Genomic DNA, 20,534 nt, shown 5'->3' with positions numbered 1-20,534 from the left:
GAGAATGCGAACCGGGGTCAATCCCGTTGCCAGCCATCTGCGCTACTATTGTCACAACACCGACAACAAGGACGCCCTGTGAAACCTCTTAGCCCTACGGATCAGCTTTTTCTCTGGCTGGAAAAGCGGCAGCAGCCCATGCACGTGGGCGGTCTTCAGCTGTTTTCTTTTCCCGACGACGCACCGGATGATTACGTCGCACAGCTGGCCGACCGGCTCAGGCAGTACACGAAGGTGACTCCGCCGTTTAATCAGCGTCTGGATTACCGTTTCGGCCAGCCGGTCTGGGTGGAAGACGAGCACCTGGACCTGGAACACCACTTCCGCTTTGAAGCGCTACCCACACCTGGGCGGGTCAGGGAACTTTTGTCGTTTGTCTCGGCGGAACATTCCCACCTGATGGACCGGGAACGTCCACTGTGGGAGTTTCATCTGATTGAAGGCCTGGGGGAACGGCAGTTTGCGGTGTATATCAAGGTGCACCATGCCCTGGTGGATGGTGTATCGGCCATGCGGATGGTCACCCAGATGCTGTGCCAGGATACCGGCGAGCGAGACATGCCGCCGATCTGGGCCATGCCACCCCGCCCATCCCGTGAAAAGGATGATGGCGGCCCTTCCCTGTGGCGCAGTGTCGGTCATCTGCTGGGCGAATCCGGCAAGCAACTGGGCACCGTGCCCACCGTGGCCCGGGAACTGCTGCGAACCATCAACGACGCCCGCAAAGACCCGGCATACTCCTCCATTTTTCACGCACCCCGCAGCATCCTGAACCAGAAGATCACCGGTTCCCGACGCTTCGCCGCGCAATCCTACTGCCTGAGTCGGATAAAGGGTGTGTGCAAGGCCTATGGAACCACGGTCAATGATGTGGTGATGGCCATGTGCGCCACCGCGCTGCGCAGCTACCTGATGAACCAGGACGCCCTGCCGGAAAAGCCATTGATCGCCATGGTGCCGGTGTCCCTGCGCAAGGATGACAGTTCCGGCGGCAATCAGGTCGGCGTCATCCTCGCCTCATTACACACCGATGTCACCAGCCCGGTGACACGACTGATGCAGATACATGAGGACGTGAAAGCCGCCAAAGACCGCTACGCCGACATGTCTGCGGAAGAAATCATCAACTACACCGCCCTGACCCTGGCGCCGGCGGCGTTCAATCTGCTCACCGGCATGGCACCGAAATGGCAGACCTTCAACGTGGTGATCTCCAACGTTCCCGGCCCGCGAGAGACTTGCTACTGGAACGGCGCCACGATGGACGGCATGTACCCGGTCTCCATCGCCATGGATCGCCTGGCCCTGAACATGACCCTGACCAGCTACGGCGACCAGGTGGAATTCGGCCTCATCGGCTGCCGCCGCACGCTACCCAGCCTGCAGCGGATGCTCGACTACCTCGAAGAAGCCCTGGTCGAACTGGAGGACGCTGCCGGACTGTAAGCAGCTCGATCAGCCGAAGCGGCGCTCTTCGTTGCGGATGGAAATCTGGTTGTTCAGGGTCCAGAAGTCATACAGCACGCCGATCAGGAACAGGCCACCGGTAAACAGGTAGATGATGCCCGTAATCCACTTGCCCATGTACATCCGATGAATCCCGAACACCCCCAGGAAGGTCAGCAGGATCCAACTTATGTTGTAGCTGACCTCACCTTCCCGGAACCGAAGATCCGCCTCCCGGTCCATGGCCGGGATCAGGAACAGGTCGATGATCCAGCCGATGAACAGCAGCCCCAGGGTAAAGAACCAGATGGTGCCGGTAACGGGTTTGCCGTAGTAAAACCGGTGTGAGCCGAGGAATCCGAAGATCCAGAGCAGGTAGCCGATCAGTTTGCTGTGGGTGTCTGGGCGTTCTGTCATATCCGTTCTCATCCTTCTGGATTCGTAGCCGATTTTCACTATAGACCCAGCCTGCATGTGCTGGGGGCTGGCCGGGGGGAAGGAATATTTTCCCTCGGGAAAAACAACTCGCTGCGCTCAGACATCTTTTTCCTGTCGGGAAAATATTCCTTCCCCCCGTCCGTCCAAACATTGTGGCATAGGAGACCAAAAACAAATTAAGGCAGAGCAATAAAAACTCGGACGGCAATCTCCTCTGTCAGCAGGGCGTGGGGTGGGGCTTTATTTTTTCGGGGAAAAAATGTCTGAGCGCAGCGAGTTGTTTTTACCCGAAAAAATAAAGCCCCACCCTGCGACCACGCTCCAAACCAGGAGGCCCAAAAAATCAGGGCCCAACCTCAGGCGCCGGATCCGGACCACCCTCACGAAACTCGCTGGCCGACTTGCCGGTCCACTTCCGGAACGCCCGGCTGAAGTTGGAAAGGTCCGCATAGCCCAATTCGTAGGCAATCTCGCTGACCGACTGGTTGGTATACCGGAGCAACTGGATCGCCCGGTCTTTCAGCACCGACTCGAGGATCTCCCGGTAGCTGGTGTCCCGGTCCGCCAGCCGGCGTTTCAGGGTTCTGGACGAAACGCAGAAACGCTCGGCCATGGCTTCCAGCGATGGCAGCGGGCCCGGCATCATTCGGAGCATGTTGCGGATCGCGAGGACAATGTCGCCCTGTTCCTTCAGGGCCTTCTGCAGCTCGAACTCGCACTGGTCGCGGGCCATTCGGGAGGCTTCGGCGTCGGCAAGACGCATCTGCACATTCAGAAGCTCCCGCGGGAAAACCATCATTTCGTCGGGCTGGCCGTATTCGAATCGAACGGGAAGCTGATCGGAAAACTGCCGGTACCAGGGCGGCTCCGGTGCGCTCAGGCGAACGGAGACACCCGGCAGTTTGCCGTCTTCCAGGGCAAAGCCGTGTTTTGCCGCGTCCTCCCGATCCAGGAGCTGTTCGGTCAGCAGGATCAGAGTGGCGCTGACGGTCTCCGCCAGAAACGGATAGAGGCCGGGCACTTCGAATTCGGTGCACAGCTTTACCAGCACCTGATCGCCCGCTTCGGACTGGCTCATGCTAAGGAACGGCACCCGCAAATGCAGGTAACGGCGCACCGAATCCAGGGCATCGGCAAAGGTGGGACTGGTCAGGGCCGCGAAGCCCAGGGTGCCGTGGATTGTCAGCCGCAACTCCCTGGCCAGCGTGAAGCTGAGGCCGTCCTGGCCGGCCAGGTTCACGGCCCGTTTGGCCATGATGATGGCATCGGTGACAAATACCCGACTGTCGTTGGACTTGAGATCGTCCGGGGTGAAGTCGAGACCTTCATAGAGCAACCGGTCGTTGTAGCCGAGTTGGCGGACCGTTTCCGCCAGAACCCGCAGGTAAGCGCCCGGCACCAGGAACAATCCCAGCATCTGCCGTTCTTTGTCCGGACCGGTTGCACTCATTGGCATTCCTTCTTATTGGGTTGGCTGAAGCACTTCAATTGACTCTATCAGATGCCTCCCGCCGCTACAGTGGGGCCCGGTACACCTTGCTCGCCGTCAGACTGGCCAATCAAATCCCGGCCCGTGTCCCATCCTGATCGACTGCCGTCCCCTTTGCGCCTTCCTACCCGGCCTTGACTGCCACACACTGGAGCCATGACATCAGCCAGAGTGAGGAGTACACACATGCTGAGCAACAAAACCGCAGAAAACAAAACGGCGCCGGTTACCCGGGCCTCCAACACACCGGACAACGTCACCATCACAGCCCAGCGCATGGGGTTTGAGTTCGGCGACCAGGTGCCCCGTTACTGGGTCGACAACAGCTACAGCATCAGCCACATCATGAATGCGCTCTCGGTGTTGTTTCCGCAGGGCGAGCAGTTCTTCGTAGATTCAGTAAGGGCGTTCCGGGACCAGATTTCCGATCCCAAGCTGAAGGAAGAGATCCGCGGATTCATTGGCCAGGAGGCCATGCACTCCCTGGAGCATGTCGCCATGAACCAGCACGTTCGTGACCAGGGCATGCCGGTGGAAGAACTGGAAAAACACCTGGAAGTGGTTCTGGGGATCGCCAGGAAGCTGCCCAAGCGTCACCAGCTGGCCATCACCTGTGCCCTCGAGCACCTGACCGCCATGATGGCCGACATGTTGCTGGAGCGTGACGATGTGCGCCAGGACATGGATGAATCCATGCGTCCGCTGTGGGTCTGGCACGCGATTGAAGAAACCGAGCACAAGGCGGTTGCCTACGATGTGTTCCAGGCGGCTGGCGGCACTTATGCCGAAAGAGCCTTTTATCTCATGTTCAGCACCGCCGCACTGGGCGTGATGAGCACCTATTTTACCAGCCGGATGATGCTGAACGACCGCAAGAACTTCTCGTTGAAGGACACCGCCACCGGTCTCTGGCGCCTGTGGGGCATAAACGGCACCTTCTCAAGCCTGATTCCCACATGGCTGGAGTACTTCAAACCCGGCTTCCATCCCTGGGATCACGACAACAGCGATCTGATTGCCCGTTTCAAGGAAGAAATCCAGGCGCATATTGCACCGCAGTATCAGAAGGGTAATCGCTGGACTCTGCAGTAATCTTCGGAGTTACGCGGACAAGCAGGTGGGGAGGTCTTTGTTCCGGGAAAAACAACTCGCTGCGCTCAGACATCTTTTTCCCTGCACAAAGACCTCCCCACCCACTCATCCGCTTGATCTGGCAGAGATCAGCTGCCCGCTTTGGCCACTCCGGATCGAATGACCTCACCTTTCTTCCATAACCGCCATTCACCTGGCTGGTAAACATCCCACTTTTCATCTGTGGTCAGAGGTTCAGTAACGATCACGCTGACGATGTCGTTGGGCGTCGTTTCCGATTCGAAATCCACCGTTACATCGGCGTCTTTCAGACGGGCAGGACCAAACGGGGCTCTCCGGGTGATGCTGGCCATTTTGGTGGTGCAGTAAGTGAACAGCCAATCACCGTTACTCAGTAGGAGGTTGAAAACGCCCTGGCTGGCGTAGGCGACGGACAACCGGACCAGGCGGTCGATGATTTCATCGGTTCCGTTATTGCGATCGCAGTGCGTTCGAAGGTGGTTAAGAATATCGCAGAACAGCGCCTCGCTGTCGGTGGTTCCGACCGGCTCATAGAACCCTGGAGTCGAACCGAAGCCGGAGAGCTGGCCATTGTGGGCGAACACCCAGTAGCGACCCCAGAGTTCGCGCATGAAGGGATGGGTGTTGGCCAGGCAGATGTCGCCGACGTTGGCCTGGCGAATGTGGCAGATGGCCACTTCGCTTTTGATCGGATGGGTCTGGACCACTTCGGCGATTCGGGAATTGGCGCTGGCATCTGCGTCGTGGAAGGCCCGGACGCCTTTGCCTTCGTAGAAGGCCACACCCCAGCCGTCCTTGTGGGGGCCGGTCTGCCCACCCCGACGGGTCAGGCCGGTGAAACTGAAACACAGGTCGGTGGGCGTATTGGCACTCATGGCCAGCAGTTCACACATGGGTTACTTCAATCTTGCAGGAGAATGATTGTCTCAAGAATACCGGAATCAGCCGGCTTCGACAGTCAGAATCTCAAGCTGACGGGGGTTATGGCCAGCCCCTACAACCCGATTTCGCCCCGCTCGCTTGCCACTGTAGAGCCACCGATCGGCAACCCGGAACAGGCTTTCGGCCTCGCGACCATGGTCTGGCCACTGGGCTATCCCGAAGGAGGCAGTCACCCGGATGCGGGCTTCCCCGTAGGGCAGTTCAAGGTCAGATATCCGCTGGCGCAGCTCGTCCATCAGGACAAAGGCATCCGCCGGCTTCACATCTCTCAGAATCAGGCCGAACTCCTCGCCACCCAGGCGGCCGACAAAATCGGTGCTCCTCAGCCGTTCGGTCATGCATCGGCTGATGTTTTTCAGAACAAAGTCTCCGGCCTCATGGCCCAGAGTGTCGTTAACGACCTTGAAGTGGTCAATATCCATCACCACCAGCGCAAAACCGGCTCCACTGCGATCGCACTCGGCAATGGTGCGATTCAACGTACCCTGGAAGTTGCTGCGATTGGCCAGACCAGTGAGCGCATCGGTCTGGGCCATGTCCACCAGGCGCTGCTCGGACTCTTCGCGGCGCACCTCATACAGGTGAATGAAGGCCAGCATCAGTGCACCGCACAACACCATGTTGAGCAGATCGATCATCGCGTGGGGGCTGCCGACCTGGCCAAGGTGAATGTAATAGATAACGCCCCCGACGAGCATAAAGGGTGCGCTGAGAATCATGCCTTCTTTCTTGCCAAGCAACAGGTAGGCGAGAACCGGCATCATCAGCACCCAGACGAAAGCGGACACCGAGGCTTCCGGTAACAGCATGATCACCAGGAAGAACGCGAACAAAGGCACCAGATAGGCATAGACCCACTGCTGCAGATGAGGAGTGGATTTCAGGCGCCAGACGCCGAAAAAAAGCAAAGTGCTGGCAAACAGCTCAGCAACCGCCACCCATGGGTAGCCATTGAGAAACTGCAGGCAAGCAAAAATCACCAGAGCCGAGCCGGTGATCAGAAAAAGCAGCCGCATCAGTGAGCGGCGATGGCTGTCGCGCAGACCCGAGCGGCTCTGTTCCAGAGTGGCCCCCAGGTCAGAATGGTGAGGCGTATTCATGCTGACTCTTCCTTGGATCAGCTTCCGAGTATAGCCCCGAAAAACTGTTTGTAAAACGTACAGCGAGCCCAAGCTTCAGGCCCGCCGCACGCATCGAGTCTTCAGATATAGAGGTTCTTGCGGGAGAAACGCTCCACCAGCGGCTGGTAAGCAGAACCCAGCAGGCGGTTGATCGCATCAATACCCCAGGCGTCCGGGCCCACCAATATGCGGGACTCATTCTTGAGGATGCCTTTTACAATGATTTCTGCGGCTTTCTCGGGCGTGGTCATGGCGAGTTTATCGAAGCCTTTACGCTGGGCGACGGCGTTCTCGGACTTGCCCATGCGCGCTGCATTGACAATGTTGGTGCGGATACCACCAGGATGCACACAACTCACCGCCACCGGCTGGTTCTCCAGCTTCATTTCCTGGCGCAGGGCTTCGGTGAATCCTCGCACCGCAAACTTGGCGGCGTTGTAGGCGCTCTGCTTGGGCACTCCAATCAGGCCAAATACACTGGAAACGTTCACCACATGGCCATCGCCCGAGGCAATCAGATGGGGCAGGAAGGCCCGGGTACCGTGAGCAACCCCCCAGAAATCAATGTCCATGACCCATTTGAAGTCTTCGTCGGTCATCTCACGGACCGTGGCAGACAGGGCAACGCCCGCGTTGTTGATGACCAGATTGACCTGACCGAAATCTTTCACAACCTCCTCCGCATGGGCAAAGATGGCATCGCGATCAGACACGTCCAGCCGGTAGGTTTTTACATCAGCGCCGCTTAGCGCTGCAGCGGTTTCGGCCAGGCCTGACTCATTGACGTCGGACAGCGCCAGTCGGCAGCCCCGGTCCGCCAGCGATTTGGCGAGCGCGCGGCCGATACCCGAACCGGCACCGGTAACAACGGCAACTTTGTTCTTCAGATTCTTCATGGTCACAGACCTCTTAATTGTAGGCACATCAATTAAAGCAGATACTCTAACAATTGCCTGCTTGCGGGATATGGCTTTAGTGAACCAGGCCACATGGCATTCCGGCCACCCTCTGACGCGGCACCCGGTTTCCGGTACAATCCCTTGCCGTTGGCCGGTGCACGACACCGGCCCTCTACCTCCCCCGAATCTGTGGATTTTCTGTATGGAATGGAGTCTTACGCATTTCTGGCTGATCCTGGCGCTGGTGCTGGGCCTGGCTGAACTGGCCTCAGGTGTCCTGTTACTTCTGGCCCTGGGCATTGCGGCCGCGCTGACCGCCTTGCTGGCCTTTCTGGGAGCACCATTCGAATGGCAGCTGGCCGGTATGGGGCTGTTCTCGGGAATTCTGGTACCTGTCGCCATTCGCTGGATCCGTCCGCGCTTCTCACCCAAAGGTGTGGCATATGGCACAACCGGTACCGGCGTGGAGCAAGGCCGGCGTTATCAGACCCTGAAGCGGGATTTCGATGGAGCCACAGGCATCAAGGTCAATGGCGATTTCTATCGCCTGCGAGTGACTGACACCGGAGAAACCGACCTTCCGGAAGGAACCGACGTCATTTTCAAACAGTTTGACGGCACGACCGCCGTTGTTGAGACGATCACACACAAGGAACAGTAAGCATGGAACAGTATCTTTCACCCGGGCTGATCATCAGCCTGATTCTGGTCGCTATTGGCATCTTCATCATCGCCAAGGGTCTGGTCATCGTGCGCCAATCCGAGGTTATGGTCATTGAGCGCCTCGGTTCGTTCAACCGGATCCTCGAAAGCGGTGTGAACATCATCATTCCCTTCATCGAGCGGCCACGGCCGATCACCATGATCCGCTACGTGCGCATGGGCGAGGATTATCATCCGGTGATGAGCGATGAGGTCCGGATTGACCGCCGGGAAACGGTTATGGACTTCCCGGGCCAGCCGGTCGTGACCACCGACAACGTGACGGTGAAGATCAACGGCGCCCTCTACTACCAGATCATCGACCCGCGCCGGGCCGTGTACGAAGTGGCCAACATGAGCCAGGCGGTGGAAGTGCTGGCCAAGACCACCCTGCGCTCGGTGGTCGGCAAGATGGAACTGGACAAGCTGTTTGAATCCCGCAGCGAGGTGAATAACGCGATCCAGGCCGAGATGGAAGAGGCCGCTTCCAAGTGGGGTGTAAAACTCACCCGGGTGGAGGTTCAGGACATCAGCATGCCGGAAGAAGTGGAAGAAGCCATGCGATTGCAGATGGCTGCGGAGCGGAAACGCCGGGCCACGGTTACCGAGGCCGAGGGTGAAAAGTCGGCGGCCATCGCCATGGCCCAGGGCCAGCGGGAGTCTGCCATTCTCAACGCCCAGGGCGACAAGGAATCAGCCATTCTCCGCGCCCAGGGCGAGCAGGAGTCCATCCGTCTGGTACTCAGTGCCATGGGTGACTCCGAGGAAAACAAACAGACCGTCATTGGCTACCTGCTGGGCCAGAGCTATATCAAGGTTCTGCCAAATATGGCGAAAGAGGGAGAGCGGGTGTTCGTGCCCTATGAATCCTCAGCGCTGCTGGGTTCCATGGGCATGTTCCGGGAACTGGCCGGCAGCCCCGAAGACACCGTTCGCCAGCACTTGCAGCGCGATGGCTTGCGTGGCGGACTGGTTGGCTCGGCCGGTAACAGTTAAGCCCTGAAAGCTTTCACCCCAGCAGGTTGTCCAGGGGTTGCTCGTAACTGGGGGCAAACACCTTCAGGAAATAGGCAACCTCTGACAGCCCGTCTGCGTCCAACCGCTGGCGGATCTGCCGGGCGGCCGGCTCGAATTCCTTGTTGCCGGCCCGGATCTCCGCCTGGCACTTGAGCCACGCCGAGAGCCTGTCGGCGGCCTTGATCAATTCCCGGTCTTCGGCCGGTAGCTGAGACTCCCGAACGTAGGGCGAAAAAGCCTCCCGCAAATCCTCCGGTAACAGCGCCAGCAGCTCGGCCTCGGCCTTGTGCTCGATGTCCCCGAACGCCTCACGCATCACCTTCGAATGGTATTTCACCGGTGTTGGCATATCCCCGGTAATTACTTCCGTCGCATCATGGTAAAGCGCTGCCGCTGCAATGCGGTCGGCGTTCACCTGGCCGCCAAAATGCCGGTTGCGGATGATGGCAAGGGCGTGGGCGAGGGTCGCCACCTCCCAGGAATGGGTGGCCACATTTTCCTCAATGGCATTTCGCATCAGCCCCCAGCGCTTGATCCAGCGCAGGCGGGAAACATAGGCGAAAAAATGGCTGGCAACGTTACCCATCACTTACAGACCTGTTTTGCATAAGTTCATAATCTTTTGCTTCAGGTGCACAAAATCCCCGTGCTATTCTGAATGCGTATTCAATTGTTACATAACCGGGGATATCGTGTCCGCTGAAGCCCATATTCGAAGATTAATGGCCATTCTTGTTGCGGCTATTATGCTGGCAACGGCGCCGGTTCGGGCAAACGAAACCGAAATCACTGTGGGCGTTTACCATTTTCCCCCGATCGCCAGTGTCAATTCCGATGGCAAAGTCGAGGGCTTCCTCGGGGGACTGCTGGAGGTGCTTGAGCAGATACACCCGGATGTCTCATTCCATATCATCCACACCTCCCCCAAACGCCGCCACCTGGATTTCGATGCCGGTCTCTACGACGTCATCTTCTTTCAAAGCCCTGACTGGGGTTGGACAGAGAAGGATGTGGACATTACCCGCCCGATCCTGGCCGACGAGGAACTTTATGTCGCTCTCAAGAAACCCGGCAGAGACTCCTCATTCTTTAACGACCTGCGCAACCGATCTATTGTGGCCATTTCCGGCTATTACTATGGTTTTACCGGGTACGAAACTGACAACTCCGTGCTGGAAGAAAAATTCAATATCGAGTTTTCCGACAGCCACACGCGCAACATGAATCTGATCAAGGCCGACCGGCCTTCTGTTGCCGAGGTTGCCATCATCAGCCGTTCTTACCTGCAGAAACATTTTGCCCAGCACCCGCAAGACCGGGACAAATTGCTGATCTCGAACGAGCCGGATCAACGCTACCAGCTCAGCATCATTGCCCGAAAGGGCGGCGCCCCGAGTGCGGACGAAATGCTTCGACTACTGGCGCCACTGGTGGACGACGGCCGCTACCGGCAACTCGTTGAAAACTGGGGCCTGCGGTTGCCAGCGGGCTTTCTGACCAGCTTCGAGGCACCCTGACTTCATCGCACGTCCAGGTTGAACGCCACGATAACGTTGCCCTCATCGCCCACTTCCGCATTGCGGGCCGGACTCAGAAGGAACAATTGATCGGCAGGGACTCCGTGGGTTTGCTGCATGATGTTACGCAAGCTTTGGCCTCGCGAGGATGCCAGATTTCTCAATGCCTCCGGCGCAAGTGACCGCTCACCGGCCAGGTAGGCTTCCCGGGCCTCCTGCCATGCCTCCTCCGACAGGTCCTGCTCACCACTTGCAGTCAGTTCATCACGCAACAGGGCAAGGCCATCTGCCTGGGACTCAACGTTGCCACGTATGTTCAGCAACAGGTCCGGCCGGTCCAGCAGCGCGTCTGCCAGAGCGGCCAGCTTTTCCGCCTCGCCTTCAGCCAACTGGACACTGCCGGGAATGAAACTCACCTTGCCCAGCTCTTCGCCACTCAGGCCGGCCAGTTCGGCAATCGAGCCGAGCATACTGAACGGCGACGCCGCCGCCTTCGCCAACAGGTTCACAAACGCCCGCATCACTACCTGTCCGACGCTGAACTCCGGGTCGGACAGGTCCCCACTGATGGGCAGGTCCACTTCGATAACCCCTTTGCTGTCACGCAGCAGGGCCAGACCAAGCTTGACCGGCGCATTGACGGCCTGGTCGCTGGCTATGGCGGACCCCAGCTCAAGCCGATCCATCACCACCAGATTGGATGCATCAATCCGTGAACCGGCAATCTCGTAATCCAGATTCAGGTTCAGCTTGCCACTGTCCACGCCATAACCCAGGTATCGACCGAAATAAGGCGAAAGCGCCGGCAGCGAAACATCCTGCATCATCAGCTGGAGGTCGCTGACGTCCTCGGTTCCGAGTGTGCCAATGGTGCCTTCAAAGTCCATATCGGCCACGCCGCCTACCCGACCCCGGATAGAGACCTTGCCCTGTTGGGGGGAAATGTTGCTGAGGCCTGTTACGCTGCCGTTCAGCTCATCAAACGAGGTGGTAAACGCCGGTTCCAACGTGCGGTCGGTATACGCCAGCTCGCCATTTTCCAGCATCAGCTGGCCAATACGGAAAATGAACCCCGGCTCGGAATCCTCCCCCTGCTGAGCATCTGCGGTCGCCTCCTGCTGACCACCGGCCGCTGGCGCTTTGGCGATCCGCTCGACGTTGTGGATATTGTCGGTATTGCGGACAACGTTGATGACCGGCTGGGCCAGGGTCACCGTTCCTATTTCCAGGCGTGCCGGATACACGTTGTATTCAATAGGTGCCAGGCGCAGGGTTTGCCAGGAAACCAGCGAACCAGAACTGTCGGGCAGCTTCAGATCCAGACCGGCCACTTCCGCGGTGCCGCTGAAGGTGCCTGTGAGCGGCTCCTGCTGCCCATCCAGATCAAGGTTGCCGTCAACGCCCAGCGTGCCGCTGGTAATGGCGAGGTTGGCGCCTTCCTGAACGTAGGGCTCAAAGGCGGCCAGAGCGATGCCGTTTCCGGAGATGGCGGCTTCCAGGGTAAACGGTGCAGGTGTCAGCTGGCCGTTCAGTGACAGTTGGCCGCCACTGGCCAGGCTTCCGGTTATCTCGTAAGACACCGGTTCTTCAAGTTGATGGCTCAGTTGCCCGATGGATGCGGAAAGCTGCTCTACGGCAATTTCAGTCGCTGTCGCCGGTTGACTGTCCTGCCAGAGAATACGCCCGTCGGAGAGCGCGACGCCCGCCACTGACCAGCGGAATGGCTGGCCGCCGGTAGACGCTTCGCCGCCGCCCTCCGTCTCACCGTTGTTGGTGGCCAGCGGCGCCAACCAGTCAATCTCTCCGTTTGCGCTCCTGGCCACGGCCACATCGAGCTTGTCCAGAGAGACCTGGCCGATACGGATTTCGCGGCCATTCAAGTCGAACCCGACAGCATCCACAGAAAGCTCAGCGTTGGTCAATCTCGCCTGCTCACTCTGTTCATCCAGAGCGACGGCCAGATTCTCGAGTTGCAGCTGACCGTTGGCCGTCTCCAGGAAAAAGCCGTCGCCGGCCTGGATTTCATAGTCGGAGCTCAGGGTGACGCTGCCACCACGCAGATCATAGGGAAAGAAAGGAGCCAGGAAATGAGCCAGGGTTTCATAGCCCACCGATGACACCTTGAGCGTGCCGTTCGAGTAGAACGGGGCGACGCTCAGATCACCCTGCCACTCGATGGTCTGACTGCCCAGCGCCGCCAGCAGGGAGTAATCGCTGTCCTGCCCCTCGCGACGCCAGGTGGCCAGATCACTCAGGGTAAGATCCATCGGGGTAATCCGGAACTCGGCCATGTCCGCCTGGGTAAAATCCCGGAACAACATTTCGCCGCCGTTGAGTTCAATTTTCCCGAAGTACAGCCGGGGTGGCGCCGCCGCGTCATCCGATTGCGACGCTTCAGGCGCTGGTTCTGCAGGTCCCGGGTTGGCCGCCTGCCAGTCTCTCGCAAAATTGACGCTGTAGTCCTCCAGCAGATCCACCCGAACATAGGGCTCATCCAGCTGGATGGCTTCAAACCCGGCAATACCCCGAACCAGCTGGAAAAAGTTCATGTCCAACATGAGCCGGTCAAAGGCAACCACCTGCTCACCCTGGGGATCGTTGGCCGACAGACCCAGCGCCTCAACTCGAAGGGTGAACGGGTTGGTTCGGATATCAGTGATTTCTGCCTGCCAGCCCATACGCTGGTCCAGCTGCTCGGGTACCAGACGCTCCAGCCACCAGGGAAGTAGCAGGAAACCGGCCAGGGCATAGAGGATGAAAAGCACCAGGAATCCGATCAACAGATTCCTGGGCATATGACTGCGTTTACGGCTCTGGGCCACGGACATCTCCTTCTAAACGGCGGATTCCCGGGGCAATCTTGCCCACCTGCCTGTTCACAAGGATAGTCGTCCCAGAGGCTGTTTGTCAGCTGTGACGGTTATGACCCGGCATCACTAACTCCGGGTCGGCGGCCATGTTCGCAAATTCGCCGATCTCATTGAGGTCTCTGGGTACCATGGCAGCCCGCACCAACTTGCGGGTCGAATTGCCGGTTTTCGGATAGGCCGCCTGGCCGGCGCGCCAGGTAACCGGCATTGAAGGCGTGCCGATACGCTGATCAATCTGCCGCAACCGCTTGTACATGAAGGCATGCTGGCTATCTTCATGATCTGGCACCAGGGCAAAGAAGGCGCTGGCCGAGTATCGGGCGAGAAACACCTGATCCGACATCTGATCACGCAATGCCTCGCTGATTTCCCTGACGACCGCGTTCAACGACTCATCACCCATTCCGGTGGACAGTTCACGGAAGTTGGCGATGTCGAGGTAAATCAAGGCAAACGGGTTGCCGCGGTCGTTGTCCCGGGCAAGGATATCCAGCAGGCGTTGTTCCAGCGCTGACCGGTTGGGCAGGCCGGTAACGGCATCGGTAAAGGCAAGCTCTGCCACCCGTTTATCCTCTTCCGCCTTGAATGCCTCAAGTGCCCGCTGATGTTTTACATCCAGAACGGTCACAACCAGGGCCACGGCCAGCATCGCAATGCAGAAGACTGCCAGGGGTATTCCCATCCAGTTCCCCCGCAGGCCGTTGTCAGCTGCAGGCACGGCGCCCTCCGGAAAGGTCATCGCCATCATGCCCGTGTAATGCATCCCACAGATTGCAGCGGCCATCACCAGGGCGGCCACGAACTGTACCGCCAGGGTGCCGGATCCGTCCATGCCCTGCAGTTTCCGGCAGAGGGCAAGCGCAGCTCCCGAAGCCACAACGGCAATCGCGATCGAAATCAGCAAAAATACGGTGTTAAACGTTGGCGGCGCTGACATGCGCATGGCATACATGCCCAGGTAGTGCATCACTACGATACCGCTGGCCATGGACAGGGTCGCACTGACGAACAGAGGGACTCCCAATTGTTTGCGCCCGATGATGTGCAGAGCCACAACGGAAGCGAGCACGGCTGCGAGCCAGGAAACCAACGTCATCATCACATCAAACGACATGGGAACACCCATCGGCATAGCCCGCATTCCGACGAAATGCATCGTCCAGACTCCGGTGCCCATCAGCAGGGCGCCGGCCAGTAGCCATTTCCGACGTTCGCCAGACTCCGCATTAACGAGTCTGGCACCAAAAAACAGAGCCGCATAAGCTGCCAATACAGCAACCAGAAAGGAGGCGACAACCAGGGGCAGATCATATTCGGACATCATTTGTGCAAACCTTTGTTTTGTGTGTGCGCGCGGGCCAGCCAGGCAGTTTGCCCAAACCAGACCCGCATCGGCGTCGAAGGAGATACGGGCCAGCTGTGATACAGGTCTCACTTTATTGTTGGGTTTATGTAACCGTTTCAGACATAAGCAGCGCTGACAGTGAACCCTGAACCCGATATGCTTCTGGCTCGTATTTCGCCCGGGGCGTTTTACGCGCAGGCAAGAGGACAGGTTATGGACATCGGCGATATGCGTCGTGATTTCGAGAGCGAGGGGCTGGATCGCGATGCACTGGACAATAATCCGGTGCAGCAGTTCCAGAACTGGTTTGAGGATGCCCGGGAAGCAGGCATTCTGGAACCCAACGCCATGTCGCTGGCGACCACGGGGCAGGACGGCATGCCAGATCTCCGCACGGTATTGCTGAAGTACTTCGACGACCATGGCTTTGTGTTCTACACCAACTACGGCAGTCGCAAAGCGAAGGAGATGGAGGAAAATCCGCAGGCGGCGCTTTTGTTCCCCTGGATCGGATTGAACCGACAAGTAAGGATCCAGGGTGCCGTTGAGAAAGTCAGCAAGGCCGAATCCCTGCGGTACTTCGCATCGCGCCCCAGGGGCAGCCAGATCGGCGCCTGGGTTTCCGAACAGAGCAAGGCCATTACGTCCAGGGGCCTACTCGAACAGAAGGTTGCCGAAATCAAGCGGAAGTTCAGCGAGGGCGAAGTGCCTCTTCCCAGCTTCTGGGGCGGCTATCGCATCGTGCCGGAGCGTATCGAATTCTGGCAGGGCAGGCCCAGCCGGCTTCACGACCGTTTTGAATATGTGAGGAAAGGCGATGGCTGGCTCATCCAGCGACTTCAACCCTGAATCCCGACCGTCGGTCTGGCTGTGTCACCAGACCGACGGGCCCGAAATTGCGCACCCGCACTGGCTGACTGACTACGAACGCCAGACAGCGAGCAAGTTCAGCGGTCCCCGGGAACGAGAATACCTTTCCAGCCGCTGGCTGATTCGTCAGGCCATCGGCAAGTCAGCGCAGATGGCACCGGACCTCTGCTGCCCGGTATCCGGGCGCCCTAATGCGTCCGGCACGCCCGAGGGCTGGCGACTGTCCCTCAGCCACAGCCAGGGCCTGTCTGCCTGCGCCACTCTATCAGGCTCCCCCATTGGACTGGATCTTGAACCCTGCCAGCGCCATGCTCAATGGCAGAAAGTAGTAAAACGCTGGTTCTCCCCCGTCGAGCAGGAGTGGCTGTTCCGCGAAGACGACTCCAACACCTTCCTCAAGGTCTGGACCCTGAAGGAAGCATGGCTGAAAGCCACGGGCAGGGGCATTGCCGGCAACCTGCAAACGCTTGAGGTGCGGAAGAATTTCGAGATCTACGGCGACCAGCCCGAGCAGGACTGGCAGGCGGCCTGTTGCTATATTGAAGGCTATCTGTTGACCGTGGTGTACCGTGGAAGCCGGCCCCTATGGCCGGAAATCACCCTACTTGAGCCGCCGCCACGGGACTTCGCCCTGGTGGATGCCGAGCCGATGGAGGCCTACTGGGAGCCACTGTTCCAACGCACGATTCGTCGAAAAAGCCCGTAACCCGAACCAGACACAAATAACACAGGCTATTGTATGGAGACCGCTGAACGCTGCCCCTGGTGTGGAAATGATCCGCTTTACGTGCACTATCACGACACCGTCTGGGGCCGCCCGGAGTACGACGATCTCGCCCTTTTCGAAAAACTCTGCCTGGACGGCCAACAGGCCGGCCTGAGCTGGATCACCATCTTGCGAAAACAGCACAATTACCGAGCCGCTTACGATGACTTCAATCCGGAAAAGATCGTCCGTTACGATGAAGCGAAGGTCGAGGAACTGCTGTCAGACCCGGGCATCATCCGCAACCGGTTAAAGGTCAGATCGATCATCAAGAATGCCCGGGGCTATCTGGATCTGCGAGAACAAGGTATCGGTTTCAGTGATTTTCTCTGGTCGTTTGTTGGCGATAAACCAATCCAGAACCATTGGCGCGCCTTCTCCGAAGTGCCGACCACAACCGCAGAATCCGAGGCCATGTCGAAAGCTCTGAAGCGGTCCGGTTTCACCTTTGTCGGCCCAACCATTGTGTACGCCTTCATGCAGGCGACCGGCATGGTGAATGATCATCTGGTTCAGTGCCCACAACACCGGGAATGCTATTTACTAAGCCAATGATCTCAATAGGCTGGGGGGTCGTAAGTTCTGGAGTGTTTGAAACCGCGGAGCTTTACTGTGCGAATCACTCTTGACCAACTCAGAAGCCTGCAGAGTCCGGTTATCGACCTGCTTGAGATCCTCTCGCTTGAGGGCCAGCACTACATGGCCCGCCTGAGTATGGACAACCAGACCCTGCTCCTCTCGGAAAAGAACGGAACCACCAGCCTTTTCCGGGGTGCCTGGCAGATCCAGGACACCCTGGCGTCGTTCGACATTCGGGAGACCCAGGTGGTCCACCCCTCCGCTTACCACGAAATGGTGGGAATGGAACCGACCGACGTTGAACCGATGCGAATCCGGGTGCAGAGGCAGAAACCGTGATTGCTGTAGCGAGACTAGCCATCCTTGTTGGCATCGCGGGGTTGATCCCGTTTATCGGCCTCCTGGCGGGGCTGTTTTTCATGCCGCAATACAGTGTGGCGCTTCTCGGCTACTTCTATCTGTACAGCGCAGGCATTCTGGCGTTTATGGCTGGCGTCTATTGGCCCATTGCCATGCAGCTGGACAACTGCTGCTACCCGTTGTCTCCACTGATGACTATGCTACTCAGCCAGGTCTTCTTTGTGGCCGCAGGGATAGGGCTACTTCTGCCTGTCAGTGGCCAGATTGTGTTGTATACCAGTGCCTATCTCGCCCTCTATCTGGTGGACGCCCGCTGGATGAAGGTCTATTGGCCAGCCTGGTATCTTCGCCTGAGACTCGTCCTCACCTCAGTCGTCCTGGTCTGTCAGCTTACAGCGGCAGCCTGGTTTCTCCTGCTGCACACTGCTCACTGAATTCTGAAGGGGAATGCGGGAGCCTGACGTAAATCAGGCTCCAAACGCATCTTCGGGGGATTCGTAACGACTCTGCAGCTTCTTCAGGGCAGTTTTCTCGATCTGGCGCACCCGCTCTCTGCTGATGCCAAGATCGTCGGAAATCACCTGCAGCGTTTCCGGTTCCGGCAGTCCCAGACCATAACGACGCGACAGAATGTCTTTCTCACGATCATTCAGCTCGCTGAGCATCGACTTCAGGGTGCGCTGCCGGTCCCTGTCCGACATCGGGTGATCCGGCGCCATCTGGTCGCCGGCGTCCAGGCTGTCTCCGAGGGTGACGGACCCGTCCTCAACAAGGGGAACATCGGTTGATATCTCCCGGGTCGCCAGCGCCCTTAACTCGCCGATCCTCGACGGGCTTGCCTCCATTTCGCTGGCAAGCTCCGATTGGGAAGGCGTCCGCCCAAGGCTCTGATGCATTCGCAGCGACACCTTGTGCAGCTGTCGAATTTCATCCACCACATTTTCCGGTGTGTGCACCAGCCGCGTCCCCCGCTGCAGGCAGCGTTTGACTTCCTCGCTTATCCACCAGTAGGCATAAGTCGAGAATCGGAAGCCCTTGGTGGGATCAAAACGCTCTACCGCCTTGATCAGACCGACGTTGGCGTCCTGGATGAGGTCAGACATAGGGATGCCGTGCTGCCCGTAACGGCGGGCAATATGCACCGCCAGACGCAGATTGCTCTGTATCAGCTTGCGACGACAAGCCGTCGCCAGATGAAAGGCCCGGCGACATCGAGATGAAAACGCACAGGCGTCTCCGAGGCTACCAATCACTTCCCGGAACGTCTGCGGAGTCTCCTCCGGCAGGGCCAGTTCGGTACTGATAATTCGGTAGCACAGTGTCAGTTTGCGGGAGAGGCGGCGTTCGGCCTCATCTGTCAGCAGTTCATACCGGGACGCATCCCTGAAGTACAGCCCGACCAGGGAATCCCTTTCACCATCGTTGGGCGTTGTCGGAGACGGTCCCAGCCTTTCGGTCGTTCGCATGGCTTAGGTACCGGTCAGAATTTACACCAAAGAATACGACGTGCTGTAGCTGATGGATTTACCGGGGCAGGGTCAGTAAAAACCCACAGGCGACACGGACGGTCGGCTGTGGGTATCGTGCGGGGAAGTTACAGAAACTCAGGCTGCGACGATGGCATACTCATGGTTGTGAGGCTCGATCAGAACGCCATGCAGAGCAACGATGGCTTTCTCATAGTCGTCCTCATCCACCACAAACTGGATGTCCACCTGACGCATGCACTGGTGCAGCGCAAGAATACTGATTTCCTCATCGGCCAGCGCCTTCACGGAACGGGCCAGAATACCCGGAACCTTCATATCGCTGCCGATGGCCGAAACAACCGCCACCTTCCGGGTGTTGATTTCGGCATTGGGGAACTCTTCCTTCAGCGCTTTGACCACCCGCTTGACGTGTTTCAGCGTGCTGCCCACATAGTGGGTAATGGTGTTGGCGTTGGTGTCCTTGGACATGAACCGAACCTTGAAACGGCTCAATACATCCAGAATACGGCGATCGGAGCCCGGCTCGCCCTGCATGTCCTGATCGAACACTTCCACGGCAAAAACGCCTTTGGCGCCCGCGATGATCTCCACCTGAGGCTTCTCACTGACGTAATCGCCGGTGATCAGCGTACCGGTGTGCTCCGGCTCAAAGGTGTTCATCACACGCAGCGGAATCTCGTTCTGGCGCATGCCTTTACCGGCACGGGGATGGATCGCTTCCATGCCCAGATTGGCCAGCTGGTCGGCCACGTCATAGTTGGTCCGGCCCAGTGGCACCACCTTGTCTGCGCCAACAATGTTGGGGTCGGCAGAGCTCAGGTGGTATTCCTTGTGGATAATCGCCTCTCGGGCCTCGGTGATTACCGCTACCCGGCTGAAGGTCATCTCGCTGTAACCCCGGTCGAAGGTACGCATCAGACCTTCCTTGCACTGGGCATAACCGGTCACGATCGGCAGCTCACGGGTGAGGTCCACCGCATCGAAGGCCTGCTTGAGCTTTTCGTCCAGCGGCAGCAACTCGTTATCGCGCCAGCCGGTCAAATCCACAAAGCGGGCATTGATGCCTTCCTGCTGGAGCTTCAGGGCGGTATTGAAGGCACTGTGGGCCTCACCAATACCGGCCAGCATTTCACGCACCGTCAGCAGATGTTCTTCCAGCTGGAACTGGCCATAGGAGCACAGGCGCTGCAGGTCGATGAGGCAGCCCCGAACACCTTCAATCCGGTCGGTGATAAACTGATCCGCCTGCTGCTTCAGCATCGGGTCTTCGAACAGCTCGCCGTTGATGTCGGTCAGGAACTTGACCAGCTTGGTGAGATCGTCACCCCAGGCCCAGTCAGACTCTGCATCCGCAAACAGGGCATAGACGCCTGGCTCACCGGTCTTCTTGTGTTCCAGCAGTTCATTGGTCACGCCGCCATAGGCAGAGACCACGAAAATGCGCTGGTACAGATTGTCCTTCTTGCGATTACCGATAATGATGTTGTCACGAACGGCCTCGTAGTTACTCATCGAGGTGCCGCCGATTTTCTCAACGGTATGTAGTTGGCTGGTCATAATCTTGCCTTTG

The 20,534-nt window shown here is 58.3% G+C and carries 20 protein-coding genes; 10 read left to right on the top strand and 10 right to left on the bottom strand.

What is annotated here, in order from left to right:
• The first annotated feature begins 78 nt into the window (after positions 1–78).
• On the top strand, positions 79–1,446 hold the full coding sequence (locus MDHKLMBL_RS06750; RefSeq protein WP_104270419.1) for a WS/DGAT/MGAT family O-acyltransferase: 1,368 nt from the start codon (positions 79–81) through the stop codon (positions 1,444–1,446).
• A gap of 9 nt (positions 1,447–1,455) precedes the next feature.
• On the opposite strand, the gene MDHKLMBL_RS06745 is transcribed toward MDHKLMBL_RS06750, so the two are convergent.
• Positions 1,456–1,863 carry an NINE protein gene (locus tag MDHKLMBL_RS06745; RefSeq protein WP_176443079.1) on the bottom strand — a complete coding sequence of 136 codons (408 nt, stop codon included), beginning with the start codon at positions 1,861–1,863 and terminating at the stop codon, positions 1,456–1,458.
• A 364-nt stretch (positions 1,864–2,227) separates the two neighbouring features.
• Positions 2,228–3,334 carry a helix-turn-helix domain-containing protein gene (locus tag MDHKLMBL_RS06740; protein WP_104270418.1) on the bottom strand — a complete coding sequence of 369 codons (1,107 nt, stop codon included), beginning with the start codon at positions 3,332–3,334 and terminating at the stop codon, positions 2,228–2,230.
• A gap of 225 nt (positions 3,335–3,559) precedes the next feature.
• Between MDHKLMBL_RS06740 and MDHKLMBL_RS06735 the strand changes: the two genes are divergently transcribed.
• On the top strand, positions 3,560–4,465 hold the full coding sequence (locus MDHKLMBL_RS06735) for a metal-dependent hydrolase (protein ID WP_104270417.1): 906 nt from the start codon (positions 3,560–3,562) through the stop codon (positions 4,463–4,465).
• Positions 4,466–4,593: 128 nt separating this feature from the next.
• Here the strand turns inward: MDHKLMBL_RS06735 and MDHKLMBL_RS06730 are convergent, their stop codons facing one another.
• The 3 genes from MDHKLMBL_RS06730 to MDHKLMBL_RS06720 form a co-directional block, all read right to left on the bottom strand.
• A complete protein-coding gene (locus tag MDHKLMBL_RS06730) occupies positions 4,594–5,379 on the bottom strand; it encodes a class II glutamine amidotransferase (protein WP_104270416.1) in 786 nt (261 codons plus the stop codon).
• Positions 5,380–5,427: 48 nt separating this feature from the next.
• The gene (locus MDHKLMBL_RS06725) at positions 5,428–6,528 is read right to left on the bottom strand and encodes a GGDEF domain-containing protein (protein ID WP_092033079.1); all 1,101 of its coding nucleotides are present in this window, start codon (positions 6,526–6,528) and stop codon (positions 5,428–5,430) included.
• 101 nt (positions 6,529–6,629) lie between these two features.
• Positions 6,630–7,445, bottom strand: a complete 816-nt coding sequence (locus MDHKLMBL_RS06720; RefSeq protein WP_053113553.1) for an SDR family NAD(P)-dependent oxidoreductase — start codon at positions 7,443–7,445, stop codon at positions 6,630–6,632.
• A gap of 205 nt (positions 7,446–7,650) precedes the next feature.
• Between MDHKLMBL_RS06720 and MDHKLMBL_RS06715 the strand changes: the two genes are divergently transcribed.
• A complete protein-coding gene (locus tag MDHKLMBL_RS06715) occupies positions 7,651–8,109 on the top strand; it encodes an NfeD family protein (protein ID WP_008176913.1) in 459 nt (152 codons plus the stop codon).
• A gap of 2 nt (positions 8,110–8,111) precedes the next feature.
• Entirely contained in the window at positions 8,112–9,146 is a 1,035-nt protein-coding gene (locus tag MDHKLMBL_RS06710; RefSeq protein WP_008176910.1) for an SPFH domain-containing protein, read from the top strand.
• A 13-nt stretch (positions 9,147–9,159) separates the two neighbouring features.
• On the opposite strand, the gene yfbR is transcribed toward MDHKLMBL_RS06710, so the two are convergent.
• The gene (gene yfbR / locus MDHKLMBL_RS06705) at positions 9,160–9,753 is read right to left on the bottom strand and encodes a 5'-deoxynucleotidase (protein ID WP_008176907.1); all 594 of its coding nucleotides are present in this window, start codon (positions 9,751–9,753) and stop codon (positions 9,160–9,162) included.
• Positions 9,754–9,859: 106 nt separating this feature from the next.
• On the opposite strand from yfbR, the gene MDHKLMBL_RS06700 reads away from it, so the two are divergent.
• Positions 9,860–10,684: a substrate-binding periplasmic protein gene (locus MDHKLMBL_RS06700; protein WP_227497887.1), complete on the top strand. Its 825-nt coding sequence runs from the start codon at positions 9,860–9,862 to the stop codon at positions 10,682–10,684.
• Between the two features lie 2 nt (positions 10,685–10,686).
• Here MDHKLMBL_RS06700 and MDHKLMBL_RS06695 read toward each other — a convergent pair whose 3' ends face one another.
• Both MDHKLMBL_RS06695 and MDHKLMBL_RS06690 read right to left on the bottom strand, forming a co-directional pair.
• Positions 10,687–13,512, bottom strand: a complete 2,826-nt coding sequence (locus MDHKLMBL_RS06695) for a DUF748 domain-containing protein (protein WP_104270415.1) — start codon at positions 13,510–13,512, stop codon at positions 10,687–10,689.
• A 79-nt stretch (positions 13,513–13,591) separates the two neighbouring features.
• Positions 13,592–14,878 carry an MHYT domain-containing protein gene (locus MDHKLMBL_RS06690; protein ID WP_104270414.1) on the bottom strand — a complete coding sequence of 429 codons (1,287 nt, stop codon included), beginning with the start codon at positions 14,876–14,878 and terminating at the stop codon, positions 13,592–13,594.
• 234 nt (positions 14,879–15,112) lie between these two features.
• Between MDHKLMBL_RS06690 and pdxH the strand changes: the two genes are divergently transcribed.
• From pdxH to MDHKLMBL_RS06665, 5 genes are read left to right on the top strand one after another with little or no spacing between them, the layout of a single operon-like run.
• Positions 15,113–15,748 carry a pyridoxamine 5'-phosphate oxidase gene (gene pdxH, locus MDHKLMBL_RS06685; protein WP_008176900.1) on the top strand — a complete coding sequence of 212 codons (636 nt, stop codon included), beginning with the start codon at positions 15,113–15,115 and terminating at the stop codon, positions 15,746–15,748.
• Positions 15,717–16,475 (top strand): 4'-phosphopantetheinyl transferase family protein, encoded by a 759-nt coding sequence (locus tag MDHKLMBL_RS06680; RefSeq protein ID WP_008176898.1) that lies wholly within the window; start codon positions 15,717–15,719, stop codon positions 16,473–16,475. Before pdxH ends, MDHKLMBL_RS06680 begins: the two co-directional genes overlap by 32 nt.
• A gap of 33 nt (positions 16,476–16,508) precedes the next feature.
• Positions 16,509–17,090 carry a DNA-3-methyladenine glycosylase I gene (locus MDHKLMBL_RS06675; protein WP_008176897.1) on the top strand — a complete coding sequence of 194 codons (582 nt, stop codon included), beginning with the start codon at positions 16,509–16,511 and terminating at the stop codon, positions 17,088–17,090.
• Positions 17,091–17,147: 57 nt separating this feature from the next.
• Positions 17,148–17,453, top strand: coding sequence for a DUF6482 family protein (locus MDHKLMBL_RS06670; RefSeq protein ID WP_008176895.1), 306 nt, complete (start codon positions 17,148–17,150; stop codon positions 17,451–17,453).
• Entirely contained in the window at positions 17,450–17,908 is a 459-nt protein-coding gene (locus MDHKLMBL_RS06665; RefSeq protein ID WP_008176894.1) for a DUF3429 domain-containing protein, read from the top strand. The genes MDHKLMBL_RS06670 and MDHKLMBL_RS06665 overlap by 4 nt, the downstream gene beginning before the upstream one ends.
• Positions 17,909–17,941: 33 nt before the next feature.
• Here the strand turns inward: MDHKLMBL_RS06665 and MDHKLMBL_RS06660 are convergent, their stop codons facing one another.
• Positions 17,942–18,940: a sigma-70 family RNA polymerase sigma factor gene (locus MDHKLMBL_RS06660; RefSeq protein ID WP_104270413.1), complete on the bottom strand. Its 999-nt coding sequence runs from the start codon at positions 18,938–18,940 to the stop codon at positions 17,942–17,944.
• A 138-nt stretch (positions 18,941–19,078) separates the two neighbouring features.
• Positions 19,079–20,521, bottom strand: coding sequence for an aspartate kinase (locus tag MDHKLMBL_RS06655; protein ID WP_039882177.1), 1,443 nt, complete (start codon positions 20,519–20,521; stop codon positions 19,079–19,081).
• Positions 20,522–20,534: the final 13 nt, after the last annotated feature.

This window comes from Marinobacter flavimaris, assembly GCF_002933295.1.
In the GTDB taxonomy this organism is placed as follows: Bacteria; Pseudomonadota; Gammaproteobacteria; order Pseudomonadales; family Oleiphilaceae; genus Marinobacter; species Marinobacter flavimaris.
The sequence above is the reverse complement of the archived record's forward strand: the minus strand, read 5'-3'. Positions and strand labels throughout refer to the sequence as shown.

Bases quoted from the DNA above. Each gene is read 5' to 3' on its own strand.
- MDHKLMBL_RS06735 (WP_104270417.1), top strand. From the start codon at position 3,560: ATGCTGAGCAACAAAACCGCAGAAAACAAAACGGCGCCGGTTACCCGG.
- MDHKLMBL_RS06725 (WP_092033079.1), bottom strand. From the start codon at position 6,528: ATGAATACGCCTCACCATTCTGACCTGGGGGCCACTCTGGAACAGAGC.
- MDHKLMBL_RS06660 (WP_104270413.1), bottom strand. From the start codon at position 18,940: ATGCGAACGACCGAAAGGCTGGGACCGTCTCCGACAACGCCCAACGAT.
- MDHKLMBL_RS06680 (WP_008176898.1), top strand. From the start codon at position 15,717: ATGGCTGGCTCATCCAGCGACTTCAACCCTGAATCCCGACCGTCGGTC.
- yfbR (WP_008176907.1), bottom strand. From the start codon at position 9,753: ATGGGTAACGTTGCCAGCCATTTTTTCGCCTATGTTTCCCGCCTGCGC.
- pdxH (WP_008176900.1), top strand. From the start codon at position 15,113: ATGGACATCGGCGATATGCGTCGTGATTTCGAGAGCGAGGGGCTGGAT.
- MDHKLMBL_RS06715 (WP_008176913.1), top strand. From the start codon at position 7,651: ATGGAATGGAGTCTTACGCATTTCTGGCTGATCCTGGCGCTGGTGCTG.
- MDHKLMBL_RS06740 (WP_104270418.1), bottom strand. From the start codon at position 3,334: ATGAGTGCAACCGGTCCGGACAAAGAACGGCAGATGCTGGGATTGTTC.
- MDHKLMBL_RS06730 (WP_104270416.1), bottom strand. From the start codon at position 5,379: ATGTGTGAACTGCTGGCCATGAGTGCCAATACGCCCACCGACCTGTGT.
- MDHKLMBL_RS06655 (WP_039882177.1), bottom strand. From the start codon at position 20,521: ATGACCAGCCAACTACATACCGTTGAGAAAATCGGCGGCACCTCGATG.
- MDHKLMBL_RS06710 (WP_008176910.1), top strand. From the start codon at position 8,112: ATGGAACAGTATCTTTCACCCGGGCTGATCATCAGCCTGATTCTGGTC.
- MDHKLMBL_RS06690 (WP_104270414.1), bottom strand. From the start codon at position 14,878: ATGATGTCCGAATATGATCTGCCCCTGGTTGTCGCCTCCTTTCTGGTT.
- MDHKLMBL_RS06695 (WP_104270415.1), bottom strand. From the start codon at position 13,512: ATGTCCGTGGCCCAGAGCCGTAAACGCAGTCATATGCCCAGGAATCTG.
- MDHKLMBL_RS06675 (WP_008176897.1), top strand. From the start codon at position 16,509: ATGGAGACCGCTGAACGCTGCCCCTGGTGTGGAAATGATCCGCTTTAC.
- MDHKLMBL_RS06745 (WP_176443079.1), bottom strand. From the start codon at position 1,863: ATGACAGAACGCCCAGACACCCACAGCAAACTGATCGGCTACCTGCTC.
- MDHKLMBL_RS06720 (WP_053113553.1), bottom strand. From the start codon at position 7,445: ATGAAGAATCTGAAGAACAAAGTTGCCGTTGTTACCGGTGCCGGTTCG.